The 21,356-nt window shown below is 69.4% G+C and carries 17 protein-coding genes; 9 read left to right on the top strand and 8 right to left on the bottom strand.

Annotated elements, in window-relative coordinates:
* Positions 1 to 11: 11 nt before the first annotated feature.
* Together ABMA10_RS08605 and ABMA10_RS08610 are read right to left on the bottom strand one after the other, a co-directional pair.
* Positions 12 to 1,340, bottom strand: a complete 1,329-nt coding sequence (locus ABMA10_RS08605) for a lipopolysaccharide biosynthesis protein (RefSeq protein ID WP_347870346.1) — start codon at positions 1,338 to 1,340, stop codon at positions 12 to 14.
* Positions 1,341 to 1,347: 7 nt separating this feature from the next.
* On the bottom strand, positions 1,348 to 2,181 hold the full coding sequence (locus ABMA10_RS08610) for a glycosyltransferase family 2 protein (protein WP_347870347.1): 834 nt from the start codon (positions 2,179 to 2,181) through the stop codon (positions 1,348 to 1,350).
* Between the two features lie 168 nt (positions 2,182 to 2,349).
* On the opposite strand from ABMA10_RS08610, the gene ABMA10_RS08615 reads away from it, so the two are divergent.
* Both ABMA10_RS08615 and ABMA10_RS08620 read left to right on the top strand, forming a co-directional pair.
* The gene (locus ABMA10_RS08615) at positions 2,350 to 3,417 is read left to right on the top strand and encodes a glycosyltransferase family 4 protein (RefSeq protein ID WP_347870348.1); all 1,068 of its coding nucleotides are present in this window, start codon (positions 2,350 to 2,352) and stop codon (positions 3,415 to 3,417) included.
* Positions 3,417 to 4,523, top strand: coding sequence for a glycosyltransferase family 4 protein (locus tag ABMA10_RS08620; RefSeq protein WP_347870419.1), 1,107 nt, complete (start codon positions 3,417 to 3,419; stop codon positions 4,521 to 4,523). Before ABMA10_RS08615 ends, ABMA10_RS08620 begins: the two co-directional genes overlap by 1 nt.
* 72 nt (positions 4,524 to 4,595) lie before the next feature.
* On the opposite strand, the gene ABMA10_RS08625 is transcribed toward ABMA10_RS08620, so the two are convergent.
* The gene (locus ABMA10_RS08625; protein ID WP_347870349.1) at positions 4,596 to 5,771 is read right to left on the bottom strand and encodes a hypothetical protein; all 1,176 of its coding nucleotides are present in this window, start codon (positions 5,769 to 5,771) and stop codon (positions 4,596 to 4,598) included.
* Positions 5,768 to 6,697: a polysaccharide pyruvyl transferase family protein gene (locus ABMA10_RS08630; protein ID WP_347870350.1), complete on the bottom strand. Its 930-nt coding sequence runs from the start codon at positions 6,695 to 6,697 to the stop codon at positions 5,768 to 5,770. Before ABMA10_RS08630 ends, ABMA10_RS08625 begins: the two co-directional genes overlap by 4 nt.
* Positions 6,698 to 6,881: 184 nt before the next feature.
* On the opposite strand from ABMA10_RS08630, the gene ABMA10_RS08635 reads away from it, so the two are divergent.
* Entirely contained in the window at positions 6,882 to 8,327 is a 1,446-nt protein-coding gene (locus tag ABMA10_RS08635) for a sugar transferase (protein ID WP_431031428.1), read from the top strand.
* Positions 8,328 to 8,345: 18 nt separating this feature from the next.
* Here ABMA10_RS08635 and ABMA10_RS08640 read toward each other — a convergent pair whose 3' ends face one another.
* Genes ABMA10_RS08640 through ABMA10_RS08650 form a run of 3 tightly spaced genes read right to left on the bottom strand, consistent with a single transcriptional unit; the run spans position 8,346 to position 12,274 of the window.
* Positions 8,346 to 9,623 carry an O-antigen ligase family protein gene (locus ABMA10_RS08640; RefSeq protein ID WP_431031429.1) on the bottom strand — a complete coding sequence of 426 codons (1,278 nt, stop codon included), beginning with the start codon at positions 9,621 to 9,623 and terminating at the stop codon, positions 8,346 to 8,348.
* Between the two features lie 7 nt (positions 9,624 to 9,630).
* On the bottom strand, positions 9,631 to 11,058 hold the full coding sequence (locus tag ABMA10_RS08645; RefSeq protein WP_347870353.1) for an O-antigen ligase family protein: 1,428 nt from the start codon (positions 11,056 to 11,058) through the stop codon (positions 9,631 to 9,633).
* 37 nt (positions 11,059 to 11,095) lie between these two features.
* Complete coding sequence (locus tag ABMA10_RS08650; RefSeq protein WP_347870354.1) at positions 11,096 to 12,274, bottom strand: acyl-CoA dehydrogenase family protein; 1,179 nt, start codon at positions 12,272 to 12,274, stop codon at positions 11,096 to 11,098.
* Positions 12,275 to 12,475: 201 nt separating this feature from the next.
* Here ABMA10_RS08650 and manA point away from each other — a divergent pair, with 201 nt between their 5' ends.
* Positions 12,476 to 13,681, top strand: a complete 1,206-nt coding sequence (gene manA, locus ABMA10_RS08655) for a mannose-6-phosphate isomerase, class I (protein WP_431031430.1) — start codon at positions 12,476 to 12,478, stop codon at positions 13,679 to 13,681.
* A gap of 3 nt (positions 13,682 to 13,684) precedes the next feature.
* Here the strand turns inward: manA and ABMA10_RS08660 are convergent, their stop codons facing one another.
* Positions 13,685 to 14,731 carry a GlxA family transcriptional regulator gene (locus ABMA10_RS08660; RefSeq protein ID WP_414693724.1) on the bottom strand — a complete coding sequence of 349 codons (1,047 nt, stop codon included), beginning with the start codon at positions 14,729 to 14,731 and terminating at the stop codon, positions 13,685 to 13,687.
* 44 nt (positions 14,732 to 14,775) lie between these two features.
* Here ABMA10_RS08660 and ABMA10_RS08665 point away from each other — a divergent pair, with 44 nt between their 5' ends.
* The 5 genes from ABMA10_RS08665 (at position 14,776) to ABMA10_RS08685 (ending at position 21,330) form a co-directional block, all read left to right on the top strand.
* Complete coding sequence (locus tag ABMA10_RS08665; RefSeq protein WP_347870356.1) at positions 14,776 to 14,919, top strand: hypothetical protein; 144 nt, start codon at positions 14,776 to 14,778, stop codon at positions 14,917 to 14,919.
* A 54-nt stretch (positions 14,920 to 14,973) separates the two neighbouring features.
* Positions 14,974 to 15,936, top strand: coding sequence for a UDP-glucose 4-epimerase GalE (galE, locus tag ABMA10_RS08670; protein ID WP_347870357.1), 963 nt, complete (start codon positions 14,974 to 14,976; stop codon positions 15,934 to 15,936).
* Positions 15,937 to 16,125: 189 nt separating this feature from the next.
* Entirely contained in the window at positions 16,126 to 16,455 is a 330-nt protein-coding gene (locus tag ABMA10_RS08675; protein ID WP_347870358.1) for a WhiB family transcriptional regulator, read from the top strand.
* An 89-nt stretch (positions 16,456 to 16,544) separates the two neighbouring features.
* Complete coding sequence (locus tag ABMA10_RS08680) at positions 16,545 to 19,907, top strand: glycosyltransferase (RefSeq protein WP_347870359.1); 3,363 nt, start codon at positions 16,545 to 16,547, stop codon at positions 19,905 to 19,907.
* Complete coding sequence (locus ABMA10_RS08685; protein ID WP_347870360.1) at positions 19,897 to 21,330, top strand: DUF5719 family protein; 1,434 nt, start codon at positions 19,897 to 19,899, stop codon at positions 21,328 to 21,330. Before ABMA10_RS08680 ends, ABMA10_RS08685 begins: the two co-directional genes overlap by 11 nt.
* The last annotated feature ends 26 nt before the right edge of the window (positions 21,331 to 21,356 follow it).

The following is a 21,356-nucleotide window of genomic DNA, read 5'->3' on the forward strand; positions in this document are numbered from 1 at the left end:
CCGTTACGCGCTCACCAGGCACCTACCGCCCACCACACCGCGGCCCCGCCGAGGACGACCACCGTCGCGCCGAGGGCGCCGCGCCACGGAGCCTGGCGCCGTGCGGCGAGCAGCAGCAGTCCCATGATGAGCAGTTCGCGCCCGCTCACGAGCCACGCGGCAAACTGGAGATCCGTCAGGGCGACGATGCCGATCGGTACCGACAACACGACGCCGATCGCCTTGATCCAACTGGCCCACTGCATCCCGTCATCGGCCTGCAGGATCGCCGTGATCGTCCAGGCGACGACCGAGGGCACGACGGCGAGCGAGAGGATCGGGACGAGCGCGAGGGCAGGGTCCCAGCTCGCCCCGAGGAACGGAGCGACACCGAGCTGGACTGCGGCCGTCGTGACGACGGCCGCCAGGGCCGCCAGCGGGATCGACCGCCGCAGTGACCCCTCGGCGATCCGCGCGGCCTCAGATCGACGGCCGGTGCGCGCGGCTTCGGCGAGCACCGGTCGGACGACGTTGACTGCTGCGACCGCTGCCGCGTCGCCGATACTGCGCGACAGCGACATCGCGAACGAGTACTGGCCGAGCTGTGCGGTACCGGCGAGCGTCCCGATGGAGAGGCGGTCGGTCTGCCCCTGGCCCCAGCCGAGGAGGGCGAACACCGCCGTGTGGAGGTAGTCGCGCGCGGCGCTCCGCACAGGTGCCACGTGGTTCGGTTCTCCGTCCGCAGGAGCGCCGGGAGCGACCGGAGCGGGAATCACCGTCTCGGTCGTGTCGCGGAGCAGCCGCGCTGCGCGACGTCGGTTGAGCAACGCGAAACCCAGTTCCGCAAGCGTGGCCTGCAGCGCGCTTGCGAGCAGTGACTGCGTCAGCAGCAGCGTGGGGATGCTGCAGCACAGCGAAGCGAGCGACGACACAGCCTGGGCCGAGGCGATGTCGCGCCATCGACCGGCGAGTTGGAGGGACACGAGCGCGTCCAAACCGAGGGCGGAGCAGCCGGGGACCAGGACGAACGGGAGGAGCGCGACGACCTGCCATCGCATCGGCTCGTCCTGCGTCAGCAGCAGCATGAGGACCACGATGGCGAGGGCCGCCCCGCCGGCAAGCGTCGTGGCGACTCGGAAGCGCCAGACGAAGCGGGCGCCCGCGATGGTGCCCGCATGGATCACGGCAGTCTGGCGGGCGGCGGTGTCTCCGACGGTCTGCACGAGGGTGAGCGAGAGGACCATCCAGGCGTAGACACCGACGATCTCCGGTGTCAGGACCGCGGCGAGCACGAGCATGACCAGCGCGGAGGCCATGCGGGGGAGGACGCGCTCGACGATGGACCAGGCGAGGTGGATCACGGGTGCCTCACAGGTAGAAGGTGCGCGAGCGCACGCTCTCGACGAGCCGGCCTGCGCGGGAGGACAGCCGCTCGACGCCTTGCCGGCGGTGTCCGCGCACCGTCAGCTGGAGGGCGCCGACGAGGATGACGAACGGCGCCGTCCACCAGGGTGATCGCGGCATGCCGTGCGCGGCGTGCGCGCGGAAGAGCCGCACGGTGCCGGTGCCGTAGGCGTAGAACTGGCGGGCGACTCCTCTGAGGTCTTCTCGGAGCGCGTAGGCGACGACCGCGTCGGGCACGGCGACCGTGGGGAATCCGGCAGAGGCGGCGCGCCAGAAGAAGTCGGTCTCGTCGCCGCCGCCCCGGAACGTCTCGTCGAAACCGCCGATGTGGTCGAAGACGTCGCGGAGGAAGCCGCAGTTCGCGCCGACGGGCGAGGGCACGTCCCAGTGGACGGTGCTCAGTCGGCGCTGGCGCTCGAGCACCGTGCCGTCGGCGAGTACCCGGTCGACGCCGCCGCCGACGCAGACGGCTCCGGCGGCGAACGCGCGTGCGTGCGCGTCGATCCATCCTGGTTGCACGACGTCGTCGGCGTCGCAGAGGAGGACGATGTCGCCGCGTGAGGCACGCACCCCCGTGTTGCGGCCGTGGTTGATGCCGGCGACCTGGCTCGCATCCACCAGACGCACGCGGTGGTCGCGAGCGGAGTAGGCACCGACGAGGGCGACGGTGCCATCGGTCGAGCGGTTGTCGGCGACGACGATCTCGAAGGGGGAGCTGGTCTGCTGTGCCATGAGCGCGTCGAGCTGGGCACCCAGGGCGGGAGCGCCGTTCCGGCAGGGGATGACGACGGAGATCATGGATGGTCCTCGCGGGTAGGGCTTCGGGTGGCGGCAGGATGCGACATCGACGGGTGGTGAAATTCTAATATTTATTCGGGCTTGAATCAAGGGTATGTGATGTTTTACACTTCAGTTGTGGTTCGTTGTGCGGGCCATCACACCCCGACGCCGTCCCGAGAGGCCGCCATGACCACGACCGTGCTGCACGTCACCGAGTGCTACGCAGGTGGCATTCCCGTCGCCATCGAGGCGTACGTCCGCAACTCCCCGCCTGACGTCGAGCACCACCTGCTGGTGGAGCTGCCGGACGAGATGACCGTCGACGACGACGTCTTCCGTCCGTTCCGCTCGGTGACCCCCATGAGGAGCGGGCCTGCGCGCGTCGTCTCGGAGATCCGTCGCACGCGCCGTCGCATCGGAGCCGACATCATCCACGCGCACTCGAGTTTCGCCGGCGCCTATGCGCGTCTCGCGCTCCGCAGCTCCTCGCGCACCCGGATCGTCTACACCCCCCACTGCTACGCCTTCGAACGCACCGACATCTCCTCGCTCGGACGTGGTGTGTATCGAGCGGTCGAGTGGATGCTCTCGTTCAACGTGGAGGCGATCGCCGCCTGCTCCGAGGGCGAAGCGGCAGCCTCCGCTCGTCGAGGTCCGCGTCGGCCTCGCGTCGTCCACGTCCCGAACGTGCTCGAGCGCACCGCGAACGACGCCCGCCGCGAGTCTCCGACGGGGCGCGGGCCGCTGCGCATCGCGAGCCTCGGACGCCTCGCCCCGCAGAAGGACCCGGCACGTTTCGCCTCGGCCGCTGCCTCCATTCGAGCCCGTGGGCTCGACATCGCCCCCGTCTGGATGGGCGACGGTCGCAGTGAGGACGTGGCCCTCCTCGAAGGACAGGGGGTGCACGTCACCGGCTGGATCCCGCATCCCGAGGTCTCCGAGCGACTCGCCGACAGCGACGTCTACCTGCACACCGCGGCGTGGGAAGGCTTCCCGCTCGCGGTCCTCGAAGCAGTGCAGGCCGGTGTCCCCACGCTCGTGCGCCGCATCGACGCGTTCGGCGAGCTGTCGGACGCACTCACGATCGAAGGCGGACTCGAGGCCATGATCTTCAGTCGTCATGCCGGGCCGGACGTCTTCGCCGCCTGGGCGACGACGAACGCCGAACTGTGGGCCGAGCGTCTGCGCGCCCACACGCCCGAAGAACAGACTCGCGCGCTCGCCGAGGCGTACCAGGTCGCGGCGGTGGCGTGATGCGCATCGCGGTCGTGCAGTGGGGGCGCAGTGGCGCCGGCCCGCTCTTCGCCGCCGAGCTGGTGGAGGCGCTCCACGCCGCCGGAAGCTCCGTGGTCGTCTCGTACTCCCTCGACGCCGAGATCGCCGAGCACTTCCCGAAGCTCGGCATCCCCGCGTTCGGCATCAGGACCTACGCCCACAAGCGCGGCGCGGTCCTCGGACTTCCGCGCCTGCTCCGAGACTCGCTGCGTTTCGACCGCTTCCTTCGTCGGCACCGTATCGACGTCGTGGTCGTGGCGATGGAACACCTCTGGCAGGGGGCGGCTGCCCCGGTCTTCCGGCTCGGCGGCCGTCGCACGCTCCTGTGCGTCCACGATGCGAGCATGCACCCCGGAGACTTCTCCCGAATCGAGCATGCGCTTCGCCGAGCCGAGCGCCGGTCCGCAGACGGCGCCGTGGTCTTCTCCGCCCATGTCGCAGGTGAACTCGCCGCGCACGGAGGGTTCCCCGAGGATCGCATCCATCAGACCGTCCACGCCGCGTACCAAGTCAGTGACGAGCGCCGGGTGGTCCGCGAGGGCCCTCGTGACGCCGTCCCGGTGATCGGCTTCTTCGGGCGGCTCTCCGCCTACAAGGGTCTCGATCTCGGCGCCCGCGCGATCGACGAACTCCGTCGTCGCGGCGTGCGGGTCCGCTTCCGCGTCGTGGGGTCCGGATCGAGCGATGTCGCCGACGGGCTGGTCCACGCCGACGACGACGTCCGGAATCGCTGGGTCGACCAGGAGGAGATCGCCGATGTCGTCGGCGGCTTCGACATCGCGCTCCTGCCGTACACCGAGGCCAGTCAATCCGGGGTGCTCGCCTACGCGATGGCACTCGGTGTGCCATCCGTGGTCACCCCCGTCGGTGGCCTCGCCGAGCAAGCGCAGCAGTCGGGCTCGGCGGTCGTCGCGGATGCGATGACCGCGTCTGCGCTGGCGGATGCCGTGGAGGTCCTCCTGTCGGACCACGAGCGCTACCGTCGGCTGTCTGCATCCGGGCTCGAGTCGGCAGCGGGAGCCATGTCCTGGTCGCGCGTTGCGGCGGATGTGCAGGCCGCTGCGACGGAGGCCGTCCGCGCCTGACGCCTTCTCCTGTGTCGCAGGTCGCAACGCGCACCCGTTCGCACGGGTGCGCGTTGTGTCGTCACCGGCGGTTCACGCAGCTGCTGGCTCCTCCGCCACGCGGTGTCGAAGGCTGAGCAGCAGCGCGACGGCGATCATGAGCACTGGCGTGAGGTGACGGAGGAACGAGCCGTAGTCGGGTTCGAAGATGGACTGCACCACGAGTACGGCGAGGAGGAGCGCGAGGAGACGTGCCTGGAACGGTGTGAACGCCCAGGTGCCGTCGGGGCCACGGCGGCGTGCGGCTCGGATGGCGAGGATGAGAGACGTCCAGACGACCACCAGCAGGAGTGCGACGACGAGGTAGAGTCCCCCGCCCTTGATGACGAGAGGCAGGGGGATGATGAAGGACGCGAAGATGAGCACACTGTTCGCGAAACCGATGTGCGCCCCCTCGCCTTCCACGAACCGTTCGATGATCGTGTTGACCGACTCCGGTGAACGGAACTCGTTCACGAGCAGTCGGTAGTGGTCGAGGTCGACCCCGACGACGAGGGGGAAGACGACCGCGAGGACGCCGTAGATGGCGAGGATCGCGATCAGGGTGCTGATCCATCCTCTCCGGAGGCGGAGCATGACGCGGAGCACGAGGTAGACGCCGGCGATGAGGAACCAGTAGGAGCGGAACACCTCGGCGTACAGCAGCATCGCGGCGAGCGGGAGGAGCTCGGAGACGATGCCCGTGCTCCGGCACAGCAGTACGACGGCGATGACGCCGATCGTGATGAGGTCCTTTGTGAACGCTCCGTGGTAAATGGCCGCCAGGGCGATGCAGCTGACGATGATCCCCCAGTCGCTCCACCGTGCGGCAACGGTGAATCGCCCGGGAAGAGCGAATGCGAAGGCGACGAGGTAAGCGACCACCCCGACGACGGCGGCGATCGCCGGGCTGTTGGCGAGGCCGAGTGCACGGTAGATGTTCGCGATGAGCACGAACGAGTCGTCTGCCTCGGTGAAGGTGCCGCGGAGGGTCGCAGCGATGGTGTCATGGTCGTTGGAGAACCGCTCCGGCAGGCCCGGCTGCCCGGCCGCGACCCAGGCGAGAGCGAGGAAGGACGTGACCACGAAGATCAAGCTGCCGGTGATCTGTCGTTGCGACGAGGGCCCCACATGGATGGCCGTCGGCCGCGAGGCGGACGGACGAGCGGTCGGCGCGCGCTCGTCCCGGAGTTCGGAACGTCGGTGCACCTCCGGCGCGACGGTGGTCACGAACGGAGGGCCTGTGCCGGGTGCTCGAAGCTGAGCAGCGGCTGGGTGTCGCCGAACCAGGTTTCGGCATAGCTCGAGAGCTTTCGGTTGTTGTTGTCGATGGCGATGACGCGTCGACCCATCTGCAGCGCGATGAGCATCGCGTGGAGCCGATCCGTCACGACCACCTCGCTGCGCGAGATGATGTCCACTGCGGCCTGGAAGCGCCGCTCCGCCCGGGCCATCCAGCCCGCGTGCGTGCCCTGGAGCAGGGGCTTGAGCCGCGGGTGGTTGTAGGAGCGCCATCCGAGCCATTCGTGTGCTCGGAGGTCGATCGGGTCGTTCGGCCAATCGGCGCTCGGCGCGCCGTGGAAGGAGCCGGTGCTCTCATCGTCCGTCCGGGCGATCACGAGGCGCTGTTGCGTCGGCTCCGGCGCGATGATCGGTCCGAGGAGGTGCACCGCATCCGGGGACAGGCTGAGGTCGTCGACGTCGGGACGGAGCAAGTCGAAGGAAACCTGATCGCGCACCGCGACGCGCAGGTTCGGGCGGGATGCGAACCGCGCGACGAGTGCGCGGTGGTCTGCGGGCGTCGGGAAGACGACGGACTGCGGCGCCTGGATGAGCAGGGTGTCGGCCGGTAGCTCTTCGGCGAGACGGTACCGCGCCTCGCTGAGCACGGGGTAGAGGCCGCCGAGGTTCCCGCCGCCCTGGACGAGGACGGGGACGGGCGACGACGAGACGCACGCTGGCATCGTCGCGGCGCTCGATGTCGATCGGACGGAGATGCCGTGCTCGGCCCAGAAGCGGGCTTGACCGAGCGCGATCGCCGAGTCTCCGCTGTTCTTGTGGTCGGGGAACTGGGTGTAGTGGAGCTCGGTGACTCCGCGGTGGAGGTTCAGGAAGGCGGCCTCGGCGCGCTGGCGCATGGTCTCGATGTACGACATGGGGTTCCGTTCGGTACGGGTTCGGGTGAAGTATCGACGCGATGACATGCTTCATCTGCGCATCTGCCATGCTAATATATCTGACAGACGGGAACGAAACAAGGTCGGCGTTCCCTGCCGGACCCGTCGGCATACCACCTCTTCCAGGACGCGAACCCGACCGCGCGCCGGAAAGCAATCAGCCATGCCATTCATCGAAGCCCGCCGTTCCTGGGAGCGGCGTTTCACCCGGACGATGCTCGTCCTCGACCTCTTCGTCGTGCTCCTCGCGATCGGAGCCACCCAGCTGCTCTGGTGGGACACGTACTGGGTCGGCTCCATCGTGATCGGCACGGACGACGCCCGTCTGACGATCGGCTATCCGGCGATCACCCTCGCCCTCGCGGTCTGCTGGTGGGCGGCGCTCTCGCCTGCCTCCCGCCGTCATCCCCGTGTGCTCGCAGACGGGTTCTCGCCCTACCGTCACGCGGCTGGCGCGACGGCCGGTGTGTTCGGCGCTTTCGCGATGGTCTCCTATCTGTTCAAGCTCGAGATCGGCCGGGCCTTCCTCCTGACCGCACTCCCGATCGGTCTGGTGCTCCTGCTCGCGGTCCGCTGGGCGGCGAAACGCTGGCTCCGGTCGCGGCGCCGGAAGAGTGCGTTCGTGTACCGCACCGTGCTCGTCGGCGAACGGGACAACGTGCTGCACGTCGCGGACCGCATGCGGAGCGGCGCCTGGGCCGGCCACCGCGTGGTCGGCGTCGTGACGCCGGGGATCATCGACGACGAACGGCTCTCCGGCGCTCCCGTCCTCAGCGGATACGCCTCCATCCAGGATGGAGCGACGAGTGCAGGTGCCGACACCGTCATCATCTGCGGATCGGACGATCTCACGCCCGCACGCCTGAGACGACTCGGCTGGGACCTCGCAGCGACGGGGACGAGGCTCATCATCGCCCCGGCGCTCACCGGAGTCGCCGGTGCCCGCCTGCATCTCCAGCCGGTCGCAGGCATGCCGCTCGTGCACGTCGACTTCCCCGAGCTGCAGGGCTGGAAAGCCGCGTTCAAGCGTGCGTTCGACGTCGTCGGCTCCGCCACGCTGCTGCTGCTGCTCTCCCCGGTCATGCTCGCGGTCGGCGTCGCTGTCGCCTGCACGAGCCCCGGCGGGGTCTTCTACCGCCAGGAACGCATCGGGCTGCACGGTGATCCCTTCGCCATCCTCAAGTTCCGATCGATGACCGTCGGCGCGGACGCCGGAGCTGCCTTGGCTGCGCAGCAGAACGCGACCGAACTGCTCACGAAGGCGGCGCACGATCCCCACGTCACGTCCATCGGTCGTGTGCTGCGCAAGTACTCCCTCGACGAGCTGCCGCAGCTGCTCAACGTCCTCGGCGGTTCCATGAGCCTCGTCGGCCCCCGCCCCCACCGCGACTGGGAGGTCGAGCGCTACGACGGACTCGCCCAGCGGCGCCTCCTCGTCAAGCCCGGGATGAGCGGGCTGTGGCAGGTCAGCGGACGCTCGAGCCTGTCCTGGGACGACTCGGTCGACCTCGACCTGTACTACGTCGAGAACTGGTCTCCAGCAGGAGACCTGACAATCCTCGCCCGGACCTTCAAAGCCGTGATCGCGCCGGGAGCGGATGCTCGCTGAACGATCGTCGACGGTGTCTCAGCGCTGCGGGAGTTTGTGCCGCCAGCTGAGGCCTCCGGCTCCGAGCACGGCGCAGACGACGAGCAGCAGCCAGCCGCCACTGGTGAGCAGGCTGCTCTCGGCCGCTCCGGAGACGAGGAGGGTGACGACGATGAGCGCCGCCCACACGTGGACGACGCTGCGGCGGTTGGCGGCGATCATCCAGGTCCGGAAGAGCGCGAGCCCACCCAGCACGAGGAAGAGCGCGAGGCCGACCAGGCCGAGTTGGAGGGCGACGTCGAGGTAGGCGTTGAGTGCCGACGGATTGGTCCGTCCGACCGCCTGATCGATGAGCCGGAAGGGCACGGCATCGGCTACCCACCCGCCAGTCCATCCCCATCCGTTGAGTCCGTTCGGCGCGAGGCGATGCGTTGTCTCCTGCCAGAGCGCGTAGCGCTGTTCGATCTCGGCGCCGAGGCCGAGCAGACGGAACACCTCCGCCCGGAAGACGTACCCGAGCAGCCCGCCGCTGAGCACGGTGACGAGCAGAGCGAACTGCCAGACCCTGCGGGGCTCGGGGCGCAGCTGGCGCAGCGCGTACAGCACCGCGCTCGCGATGCCGATCACCATGGCGAGCAACGCGACGGTCGGCGATCGGGTGCCGAGTGCGAGGCCGACCGCGAGCGCGATCGAGCCGATCGTCATACCGTGCCGGACCGAGCGGGTGCGCCATTCGACGACGAAGGTCACGAGCCCGAGCAACGCTGCGACACCCAGGGCGCTTCGGGAGCCGAAGACTCCCTCGAGCGGCCCACCCAGCGCGAGGTTGCCGCTGATGCCGAGGAACGGCAGCGGAGCGTCGATGAGGACGCCGCTCAGGATCTCGAGGGCGAGGGATGCGCCCAGCAGGAGCCGGAGCGCGCCACCGGTGGCGCGCACGATCTGGATCGTGTCCCGAGTGAGCGCGATCACGATGGCCAGGAACGCCCACGAGAGCTGTTCACCGATGGCTGGGATCGTCGCGAGGGGTGCGATACTCCACACGACCGAGACCGCGCTCCAGCCGAGGAACAGGAGCACCGAGATCGGGAGCAGTCCCCGCCATTCGATGATCGGGAGCCGGGCGATCAGGATCCCGGCTCCGATCGCCACGAGGCCGACGACCATGGCGGTGAAGCCGGCTGGTCCGATGAGACGTGAGATGAGGTGCTCGGCGAAGGCTGTGCCGATCGAGATCGAGGCGAACGCCGCCGCGAGCGGGGCCGAAGACAGGAACCGGGCGGCGCGCGAGGCCGCATCGAAGTCTGCTGCTCTCACCCCGTGATCACTCCGTCGACCTCGCTGTCCCGCGCGTGGCTGGACGCCGAGCGGGCGGAAGCTCGACCACCGGCCATGCGGGCTCCTGCTTCGTCTTGACGACGAGCAGGACGAGCAGCACCCAACCGGACTCGATGAGGATCCGGCTCTCGGCCACGGACTGGACGACGAGCGATACCCCGATGAGGATCGGGGCGAGCGAGAGTGCGCTGTAGGGTCGCTGCGCGTCGAGATCGATCCGCGGACGATCGACGGCGAGGAACCACGAGCGCGTCAGCATCGACAACACGACGCAGCTGAACAGGATGAGTCCGACGACGCCGAGCTGGAACCATACGTCGAGCCATGCGTTGTGCGCCTGCAGCTGCCGCACACCGCGGCGGATGACGAGGTCTGTGAACAGCGGCTCCCACGGAGCCCACGGGCTCGAGAACCCCCAGCCGAACACGGGACGCTGCACGATGAGCTGCCGGACCGTGTTCCAGATGTCGAGTCGCCCGGTGAGGTCGGGGCTCTTGCCGAGCAGCCCGAGCAGCTGGGCGCGGAACACGATGGCGCCGACGGCGCTCAGAGCGCCGGCCGCGAGGAAACCGAGGTAGATCGGCGTGCGGGCTCGCGGGGTGGGCGCGCGGCGGATCAGGACCGCGGCGGCCAGGACGACCACGGTGACGACGGCGGCGAGGAGGATCGTCGTGGAGAAGCTCAGGAGGAACATCGCGGTAGCAAGACCGAGGCGGAGCAGCAGGGTCCAGCGGCGGTCTCGAGGGAGGCTGACCCGTGAGCGGTCGGGCGCTTCGCGGAGCGCGGCGAGACGCACTGCGAAGATGATGAGACCGAGGAGGGCTGCGACCGCGAGCAGGTTGGCGTTGCCCGAGAGCCCCTGGATCCGCCCACCGGAGAACAGCAGATCGCGTGACCAGTAGTCGAGCAACGGTGGGTCGGCGGCATCGCCGAGATAGAAGTTCGGAAGCACCGGGTGACGGATGAGCGCTGCGACGACGAACTCGAACGCGAGGGACAGTGACAACAGCCACGTGACCGCCCTGCCGAGGATGCGCAGGACCTCCGGCCAGCTGAAGCAGGTCGCGAGGAACACGCCGAGGACGGTGCACAGTGCGGCGCCGACGAGGGTGGCCGCACTGCCGCTCGGGTACGCCGACCACGCGAGCGAGATGACGGCGAGGACCCCGTAGCCCACGAGCGACCACGGGACGCGGGTGCGGTGCAGCTTCGGACGGACGCTCAGCATGGCGACGAGGGACGCCCCGCCGGCGAGGACTGCGACCGCCGTGTAGCCCCAGATGGTCAGCAGATTCGTCCAGAACGTCCCGGCGAGCACAGCGAAGGTCGCGAAGGTCGCGATGTGCCGCAGCACGAGCGCGCGCGTCGACAGCTCCTCGGGCGGGCGGGGCGGTACGGGGTCGGACGGCAGCATGGTCTCCCCAGGCTAGCGGCTGCGCGCCGCCGGACGGTCAGACGAACGCTGCCGTGCCGGTGATCGCTCGGCCGACGATGAGCGCGTTCATCTCGCGAGTGCCTTCGTAGCTGTACAGGGCCTCGGCGTCGGCGAAGAAGCGGGCGGCGTGATAGTCGAGCACGATGCCGTTGCCACCCATGATCTCGCGCGCCCAGGCGACCGTCTCGCGCATGCGGGCGGTGCAGAAGGCCTTGGCGAGGGCGGAGTGCTCGTCTCGCTGGGTCCCCTCGTCGAGCATCTGCGAGACGCGGACACACATCGCCATCGAGGCGGTGATGTTGCCGAGGCACTTCGAGAGCAGATCCTGGATGAGCTGGTGACCCGCGATCGGCTTGCCGAACTGGACACGTTCCTTCGCATAGGCGACGGCCGCCTCGTAGGCGCCGACGGCGACGCCGACGCTGGACCAGGCGACGCCCGCGCGCGTGAGCCGGAGCACCTTGGCGGTGTCCTTGAAGGAGTTCGCGTGCTGTAGACGGAGCCGCTCAGGGACACGGACGGCGTCGAGCGTGATGTCCGCGTTCTGCACCATCCGGAGGCTGATCTTGCCCTCGATCTTGGTGGCCGAGTATCCGGCGGAGTTCGTCGGGACGATGAAGCCCTTCACCTGGTTGTCCGCGGTGTCCTTCGCCCAGATGATCGTGATGTCACTGAACGTCGCGTTCCCGATCCACCGCTTCGAACCGGTGAGGATCCAATCGTCTCCGTCGCGTGTCGCGGTGGTCCGGAGCCCCTGCGCGCTGTCGGAACCCGACTGCGGTTCCGTGAGGCCGAAGGCGCCGAGCACTTCGCCTGAGGCGAGCTTGGGCAACCACTCGTCCTTCTGCTCCTGGGAACCGCAGACGCTGATCGATCCCATGGTGAGGCCGTCCTGCACGCCGACGAAGGTGGAGATCGAGGCGTCGACACGCGAGAGCTCCATGGAGGCGAGTCCGCGGAAGACCGCACTGTTCTCGATGGGCGTGGTCTCTGGCCACGCCCATCGTGCGACGTCCAGTTCGAGCAGGGGCGCGATGAGCTGCTTCGGGAACTCGGCGCGCTCCCAGTAGTCGTTGACGATCGGCTTCGCTTCCGACTCGGCCCAGGCGCGCAAGCGGGCGATGGCCTGTTGCTCCGGCTCCGTGAGGAGACTCTCGAAGCCGTAGAAGTCGCTGGCGAGGGGTTCGAAGATCATCGTTCGTTGCTCCATTGCGTCCGCTGTCCGCCGGTGCGGCGGTGCGGCAAGCCTAGGCAACCTCGCCGCACGGGGACAACGGCTTGGTAGTTTGGTCCATGGTGCCGGGCGACCTCGTCGTGCGGCTTGTAGGACGACGCCAAGTGATGCCGTCACGTGCATCGCAGGCCGTCCGCCGTCCGCCGTCGAAAGGGTTCCTCCGTGTTCGTGCCGCTCCGTGCCACTCCCCGGGACTACGCGTGGGGGTCGCCGACGGCGATCTCCGAGGTGCTCGGCACCGCGCCCTCCGGCCGACCGGAAGCCGAGCTCTGGCTCGGTGCCCACCCCGGCGCGCCGACCCCGGTGGTCGACCCGACGCGCACCGGCGGGCATCCGGACCTCGCGAGCTGGCTGGCTGCGGACCCTGCGGCGCTCGGCGAGCACGCCTCGCTCCCGTTCCTGTTGAAGGTCCTCGCCGCCGCGCAGCCGCTGTCCTTGCAAGCCCACCCGGACCTCGCTCGTGCGGCCGCCGGATTCGCTGCAGAGACCGCTGCGGGGATCCCGCTCGACGCGCCACATCGGAACTACAAGGATCCGCTGCACAAGCCGGAGCTGATCGTCGCACTCCGCGACGGCTTCGAGGCGCTCTGCGGCTTCCGAGAGCTCGATGCGACGGATGCGCTGCTCTCCACGCTGGTCGATTCCGCTCCCGACCCGGCGGCGGCGGCGCTCATCTCCTCGTTCCGCGAGCGACTCGCAGCACCCGGCGGGCTCAAGGCCACCGTGCAGCTCCTGCTCGAGCGACTTCCCGGCGGCCTGCTCGACGCCCTCATCGCGTCGGCCGCGGCCCCCGGAAGCGACTCGTTCGCCGCAGAGCGCCAGGTTGTCGGCAGGCTCGCCGCCGCGTACCCCGGCGATCCGGGCATCGCCGTCGCGCTCCTGCTCAATCTCGTTTCCCTGCGGGCGGGCGAAGCGCTGTACCTGCCTGCGGGCAACATCCACGCCTACCTCGACGGCATCGGCGTCGAGCTCATGGCGTCGAGCGACAACGTCCTCCGCGGCGGGCTCACACCGAAACACGTCGATGTCCCCGAACTCCTCGAGGTCCTGGAATTCGAACCGCGTCCGGTGCCGTGGCTGGTCCCCAGCCGAGTCGGCGACGGTCTGAGCCTGTTCGTCCCGGACGTGCCCGACTTCGAACTCCTGCGGGTCGAGGTGGATGCTTCGGCGCACCCGACGTTCCCACTGCCCGGCCCCGCGATCGCCATCGTCACGGACGGCACGGTCCTGGTGGACGGTGCGCAGTCGTCGATCGAGCTCGCGCGTGGTGAATACGCGTTCGTCACACCCGATGAGGCGAGTCTCGGTTTCAGCGGGAGCGGCACCCTGTTCCTGGCGACGACGCAGCCGGTCGCACCCCGGTCCTGAGCGTCAGGCGCTCGTGCGCATCCCGAAGCTCCGGCGGTAGGCGGCGGGTGTGGTGTTGAGCACCCGGTCGAAGTGGTGCCGCAGGACCGCGGCCGTGCCGAAACCGGTGTCGGTGGCGATGCGCTCGATGCCGAAGTCTGTCTGCTCGAGCAGCTCCTGCGCTCGGAACAAGCGCTGGCGGTTGAGCCAGGCGGCCGGGGTGCTGCCGAGTTCCGAGCGGAACCGTCGGGCGAACGTCCGCTCCGACATGTGCGCCTGGCGTGCCAGTCGTCCGATCGGGAGGTCCTCGGCGAGATGGTCGAGCATCCAGTCGACCACCGGCGCGAGCGATTCGCACGGCGTCGATGCGACGGGGGAGAGGATGAACTGAGCCTGACCGCCGTCCCGTTGCGGCGGGACGACCATGCGGCGGGCGATGACGTTGGCGGCGGCAGCACCGTGTTCCCGTCGGACGAGGTGCAGGCAGGCGTCGATACCCGCGGCGGTCCCGGCGCCCGTGATGACCTTGCGATCCTCGACGAAGAGCACGTCCGGATCGACGTCCGTGCCGGGGAACATCAGCTGCTGTTCGTCCGTGTACATCCAGTGGGTCGTGCTCCTGCGTCCGTCGAGCAGCCCGGCATGGCCGAGGACGAAGGAGCCGCTGCAGACGCTGAGGACCCACGCGCCTCGCGCCTCGGCGGCTCGGAGCACCTCGAGGTAGGCGTCGTCGACCCGCGCGCCGTGCGAGCCTCCCCGCCCGGTGATCGCGATGAGGTCGGCTTCGGCGGCGAAGGACAGGTCGTCGGTGACGATCATGTCGAAACCGTTCCGACCATCGTCGCTGAGGTTCATCCGGACCGGGCCGGGCTCTTTGGTGAGGATGCGCAGGTCGAACGCGGGCCCACCCTGATCGGTGCGGTCGATGCCGAACACCTCGCACACGACGCTGAATTCGAACGGCTGCAGGCCGGGGATGGCGAGCAGGGCGACCTTCGTGAGCATGGGACCTCCGGCGACGGCGTGGGCTGGCTGGTGGGGGATGGCGGAAATGTGCTGTTCTTCGTCCATTCTGCCACTGGTGGCAGTTTTTCGCACTTCCTACAGTTGCAGACATGTCCATCATCGCACTCCTCATCGGAATCCTGATCGTCGCGATCACCGTGATCGCCTTCGTCGCCACGGTCCGCGCCGTGCTCACCGACGGCTATCGGCGGGCGCCGAACTGCCCGCACGCCCGTGGTGCACGCCTCCAGTAGTCTGGTCACTCCGTCTGCAGCACGGCAGTCGGTCGACTCCCTGGAGGAAGTATCGTGGCGTGGCTGGTAACGGGCGGGGCCGGATACATCGGTGCCCATGTGGTTCGGGCCTTCCAATCGGAGGGGATCGACGTCGTCGTCCTCGACGACCTCTCCAGTGGCCATGAGCGTTTCGTGCCCTCGGACGTCCCGTTCGTCCGAGGGACCCTGCTCGACGGTTCCGTCCTCGAGCGCACCTTCTCGCAGTACGAGCTGAGCGGCGTCGTCCATGTCGCGGGCTACAAGTACGCCGGTGTCTCCGTGCAGCGACCGTTGCACACCTACGCACAGAACGTCACGGCCACGGCCATGCTGCTCGCTGCGATGGAGGAGCACGACGTGCCGCGCATCGTGTTCTCCTCGAGCGCCGCCGTCTACGGCACGACCGACGTCGACCTCGTCACCGAGGACACGCCGAAGGCGCCGGAGTCGCCCTATGGGGAGTCGAAGCTCGTCGGCGAATGGCTGCTGCGCGATCAGGGCGTCGCGACCGGCCTGCGCCACACCTCGCTCCGGTACTTCAATGTCGTCGGCTCGGGCACCGACGAGGTCTACGACACGAGCCCCCACAACCTCTTCCCGCTCGTCTTCGACGCGCTGCTCGCCGGCCGGACCCCTCGGATCAACGGCGACGACTATCCGACCCCCGACGGCACTTGCGTGCGCGACTACCTGCACGTGGCCGACCTCGCTGCGGCGCACGTGGCTGCAGCCAAGCGGCTCGACGCAGGCGAGCCTGTCGAGGCCGCCTACAACCTCGGCAGCGGAGACGGTTCCTCGGTCGACGAGATCATGACCGCGATGGCTTCGGTCACCGGGATCGACTTCACTCCGGAGATCATGCCGCGTCGTGCCGGGGATCCGGCGCGCATCGTCGCCTCCGGCGCGCTCGCCGCCCGAGACCTCGACTGGCGGATGCGCCATGATCTGCGACAGATGGTCGAGAGCGCGTGGCGGGCACGTCGCGCCGCTGAGTGAGACGTCGTCGACTCGGCATGGTCGAGGTCGTGACGGCCGCGCACCCAGTTCAGGTGCCACTCGGCGCGTCGCGAACCCTCAGCTCCTGATTGAGGCTTTACGATGTGCGACTTGACGGAAGGCTAACTACAAGGGTGTAATTATGTATCGCGCCGCGTGGCGCAGGGCATTGGTTGGTGGGGAGACGGTATGGCAATTCCTGAGTATCGTGCCGGAGTACCCGACGACTGGTTCGTCGATCCGGTCAGTCTCGGAGTTCCCGGCGTCCGTCAGCCGGCCGCAGAGGGAGAAGACGACAGTCAGCTCTCCTGGCAGACCGACGCACTGTGTGCACAGACCGATCCAGAGGCGTTCTTCCCGGAGAAGGGCGGCTCGACTCGTGATGCCAAGCGCATCTGCACGAGTTGCGACGTCAAGTCGCAGTGCCTCGAGTACGCACTGCAGAACGACGAGCGCTTCGGCATCTGGGGCGGCCTGTCCGAGCGCGAGCGTCGGAAGCTCCGCAAACGCGCGGTCTGATCCATTGAAGATGCGACCGAGGCGCCCTAATCGAGGGCGCGCCCGGTTCGTTCCCGGTCTTCCGGCGGCTCCCGCCTAGTCTGAAACGGATGTCTCCCCGAGTAACGGCGATTCTCGTGGTGCGCGACGGCTCAGAGTCGCTCGCACGCACGCTCGACGCCCTCAGTACCCAGACCCGTCCGGCGGACGGGATCATCGCCGTGGCCTCGCGCAGCAGCGAGGCGACCATCGCTGAACTGACGCGGGTCCCCGGTGTGAAACTCGTGACCTCCAGCGAGGACCTGAGCTTCGGCCAGGCCGTCGCCGCTGGCGTCCGGGTGACCGAGCAGCCGGAGGACGCGGAGCAGATGCTCTGGCTCCTGTCCGAGGACAGTGCGCCTGAGCCGACCGCCCTCGCCGCCCTCCTCGGGGCGCTCGAGGTGTCGCCGTCCGTCGGCGTCGCAGGACCGAAGATCCTCGACTGGGACGACGCTTCGTTCCTCCGGCGCTACGGCGAGACGATCACGACGCTCGGTGCCGCGGTTCCGGTCGTCGAGGACGAGCTCGACCAGGCGCAACATGACACCATGAACGACGTCATGGCGGTCGGCCCGGCAGGCATGCTCGTGCGTCACCAACTCTGGGACCAGCTCGGCGGTTTCGATGCGGCGCTCGTCGCCGACGACGCGCTCGACTTCTGCATCCGGACGCGGCTCGCCGGCTACCTCGTGGCCGTCGTACCGACGGCACGTGTCGCGTCCGCCGGCTCCGGCATCGCAGGGCCCTCATGGTCCAACAAGATCGGTGCGCGTCGTCGTCGCCATCGCCAGGCACGAGCCGCGCAGCTCCACCGCCGTCTGGTCTACGCGCCGGCGATCATGGTCCCGGTGCACTGGTTGAGCCTCGTACCGCTCGCGATCATGCGTGTCATCGGCTACTTCGTGAAGAAGCAGCCGGAACTCGTGCTCGGCGAGCTGTCGGCGGCGTTCGCCGTCGCGTTCTCCGGGATCAAGGTCAGCAGTGCGCGTCGCCAGTTGGCGAAGAACCGGACGCTCGGCTGGTCGAGCATCGCCGGACTCCGGATGAAGCTCGACGAGGTACGACGCCAACGCGCGCTCGCCAGGGAGGCCACGCAGATCGGCTTCATCGGCGAGGAACGCGACCTCCGCTTCTTCTCCGGCGGTGGCGCTTGGGTCGTCCTCGCGACCGCCGTCATCGGCGCAGCGATCCTCGCGCCGCTCCTCGGCGCGTCGTACATCCAGGGAGGCGCTCTCCTGCCCCTGTCGGGCAGCGTCCCCGAGCTCTGGCAGCAGGCCGGCTTCGGCTGGCGCGACGTCGGCCTCGGGTTCGTCGGCGCGGCCGACCCCTTCAGCGCGGTCCTGGCCGTGCTCGGCTCGATCACGTTCTGGGAGCCGTCCTTCTCGCTCGTCCTCCTCTTCCTGCTCGCCCTCCCGTTGTCTGCGCTCGGCGCATGGTTCGCGTCGACGCGATTGACCGAACGGGCGGGGGTACGGGCCGTCGCAGCGATCCTGTGGGCGCTCGCGCCGACGCTCCTGACCGCGCTCGCCGACGGCAGGCCGGCCGCGGTCATCGTGCACATCCTGCTGCCCTGGCTGTTCTACGCGGGAGTCGTCGCCGCACGATCCTGGGCCGCCGCCGGGACCAGCGCGTTGCTCCTCACCGCCACCGTCGCCTGCTCGCCGTCACTCGCTCCGGCACTGGTCGTCATCTGGGTGATCGCGATCGCGTTCGCAGGTCGGGGGGTCGCCAGGGTGGTGCTCGTACCGATCCCGGCCTTCGCGCTCTTCGCCCCACTCATCTGGCAGCAGGGCATCCACCGGGGCAACTGGCTCGGCCTCCTCGCCGACCCCGGTGCCGTGACGCCGGCCACCGCTGCTTCGGGATGGCAGCTGTCCCTCGGATTCCCCGGTGGCAGTCTCGGCGGCTGGAGTCAGATCGCCGCGACGCTCGGGCTCCCGGGCATGGCGCCGGTGTTCGTCGTGCCGGCGCTCCTCGCACCCCTCGCCATCGTTGCGTTCCTCGCGCTCTTCCTGCCCGGCTCGCGTCGGGCGATCCCGCTCCTCGTGGCGGCGTTCCTCGGTCTGGTCTCCGCCGTGCTCGCGAGTCACCTGCTGCTCGCGTCGACAGGCGGCGAAGCCGCGCCCGTGTGGGCCGGTGCCGCGATCAGCCTGTACTGGCTCGGGATCATCGGAGCCGTGACGCTCGGGCTCGACCGCATCAAGCGCTTCTCGGCGATCCCGGCTCTCGTCATCGTGCTCGCAGCCGCCGTCATCGTCGTGCCCCTCGCGCTCGCCCAGCCGCTCGGGACATCGGTCGTCCGGGAGAGCAGCGGGCGCCAGCTGCCGGCGTACGTCACGGCTGCGACGCAGACCGACCCGCGCCTGGGGACCCTGGTGATCACACCGGGAGCGGATGGGAGCATCACCGCCGAGGTGATCCGCGGGCAGGGCATGACTCTCGACGGTCAGTCCACGATCGTCCAGACGGCCCCCGGAATCTCGGCAGACGACCGGACCGTCGCGGAGCTCGCAGGGAACCTCGCCTCCCAGAGCGGCCTGGACCCGACGGACACCCTCGTCGAGAACGGGATCGCCTTCGTGCTCCTGTCGCCGACGGTCGAGGGTTCCGAGCAGACCGTCGCGGGTCAGACTGCCGGGAGAGCGGCGAGCGCGCTCGATGCGAACGCAGCCCTCGTCGCCGTCGGAGACACCACGAGCGGAACCCTCTGGCGTGCGGTCGCCGACGTCGGATCGGGTCCGGCCGTCCCGAAGATGAACGTGGTCGGGACGCTCGTCGGTGTCGGACTCGCCATCGTGTTCCTGATCACCCTCCTGCTCAGTATCCCGAACGGCGCCTCTCGCGACGGGTACCGGGCAGGGTCCCGCAAGCCGCCGAAACTCAAGGGTCGGGCGGCCAGGCAGGCGGCAGCGGCCGCGGCGGGCACAGCCGTCGTGCAGACGGACGATGACGCCGTCGGCTCCTACGACGACGAGGACGCCTCTGGCGACATCGACGAGGAGACGGGCGAGATCGAACCGGACGCTGCCGGGTCCGCAGACTCCGCGTCGCCGCGTCGGCCCCAGTGGTGGCGTCGTGGCCGGAAGGACGGAGCGCCCACCGCCGGTGCCGCGGCCCTGCCCGCGGAGCAGGTCGTCTCCGATCAACCGGTCGACGACGCGGCTCAGCCCGCGGAGTCGGCCCTCGACGGGTCCGGCACGGACGCTGCCGCCGTATCGGATCCCGACGTCGAGGGTGTGGGTGCGGCCGTATCGGTCGCCCCGGAGCCGACGGACGCCACAGCCGTCCGTGCCGAGCAGACGGACGCCGAGCAGCCCGATCCCCGCACGGACGGACTGCAGCCGACCGAGACAACTGAGGCGGAATCCAAGGACGGTCCCGCCGAGACCCCCCGTCGGGACACCCCGGGAACGGAGCAACCGCATGCCGAGTAAGCGCGGAGTCGCCCTCACCTCAGGGCGCATCATCACCGGTCTCGCAGGTATCGGGATCGCCGCGGTCACGATCGCGGCCGCTGGTCAGCTGACCCTGCCCACGATCGAGATCACGCCGCAGGACGTCCTCGTGACCCCGGTCGCCGGAGACCAGTCGCTCGTCTGCCCCGGACCGTTGCTCGCGCTCGCACAGGATGCGACCGCGGCGACCGCATCAGGATCCTTCGGACCGGCGAGTGTGGACTTCGGTGCCGGCGGGGTGTCGGCGACCACCACGCAGCTCGCAGCACCCGACAACGCGAGCGGCCCGGCGGACGGCACCCCGACCGTCATCACCGTCCCTGGGGCGTCCGACGGCACGGTCACGCCGCTGAGCGGATCGCAGTCGCAGATCGCGGCAGAGGCCGACATCGCCGGCCTGGCGGCTGCTGCATGCACTCCCGCCTCGGGCGAGAGCTGGCTTGTCGGCGGGTCGAGCGACATCGGCCGCACGACCCTCGTCCTCCTCGACAATCCCTCGGCTGTCGACTCGAACGTCACCCTCGACGTGTTCGGCGCAGCAGGCAAGGTCGACGCCCCAGGTGCGGCCGGCATCGTCGTGGCGGCGGGCACGCAGCGCGTGATCGCGCTCACCGGTCTCGCTCCCAATGAGCCGACGCCGGTTGTCCATGTGACGAGCCAAGGCGGCCAGATCGTCGCAGGGCTGCAGCAGAGCACCGTGCGCGTCCTTGCGCCGGGCGGCGTGGAACTCCAGGGCCCGACGGCCGCTCCGTCGACCGAGGTGGTCATCCCCGGCCTCGTCGTCACGGCTGCTGCCGCGGTGGGGGCCAGTTCCGACACGGCCTCCGTCGACGACCGGGCGACGGCACTGCGCATGTTCGTCCCCGGTACCGAGACGGCGGACGTCGTGGTCACCGCTCACCGGGAGAACAGCAAGGACGCGCCCATCGTCATCGATGCGACCGTGCAGCCGGGTGTGCCGGGTGAGATCGCGCTCGCCGAGCTTCCGGCGGGAGAGTTCTCGCTCGAGATCAGCTCGGACCAGCCGATCGTCGCCGCCGCCCGTTCGAACTCGCGCGGCGGCGCCCTCGAGGACTTCGCATGGTTCGGGGCGACCCCCTCGCTCGACGACACCGCCGCGTTCACCGTGCCGACGGGGCCGGGCCCGAAACTCCACATCCTCAATCCGACGGGCGACGCCGCCGCGTTGACGCTGACGGACGCAGACGGCAAGGAGACGACCGCCACGGTGGCCGCCGGCGCTGCCGCGACGGTCGCCATCACCGCGGGTCAGAGCTACGTGATGGACGGCTCCGAGGGGATCCACGCGTCGATCAGCCTCGCGGCGGCCGGCCGTCTCACCTCGCTCCCGGTCTCGCCGCCGAACCCGTTGGCGGCTCCCATCACGGTCTACCCGCGCTGAGCGTCCGGAACCGGCCGCTACCGCTT

This window comes from Plantibacter sp. RU18, from assembly GCF_050613355.1.
In the GTDB taxonomy this organism is placed as follows: domain Bacteria; phylum Actinomycetota; class Actinomycetes; order Actinomycetales; family Microbacteriaceae; genus Plantibacter.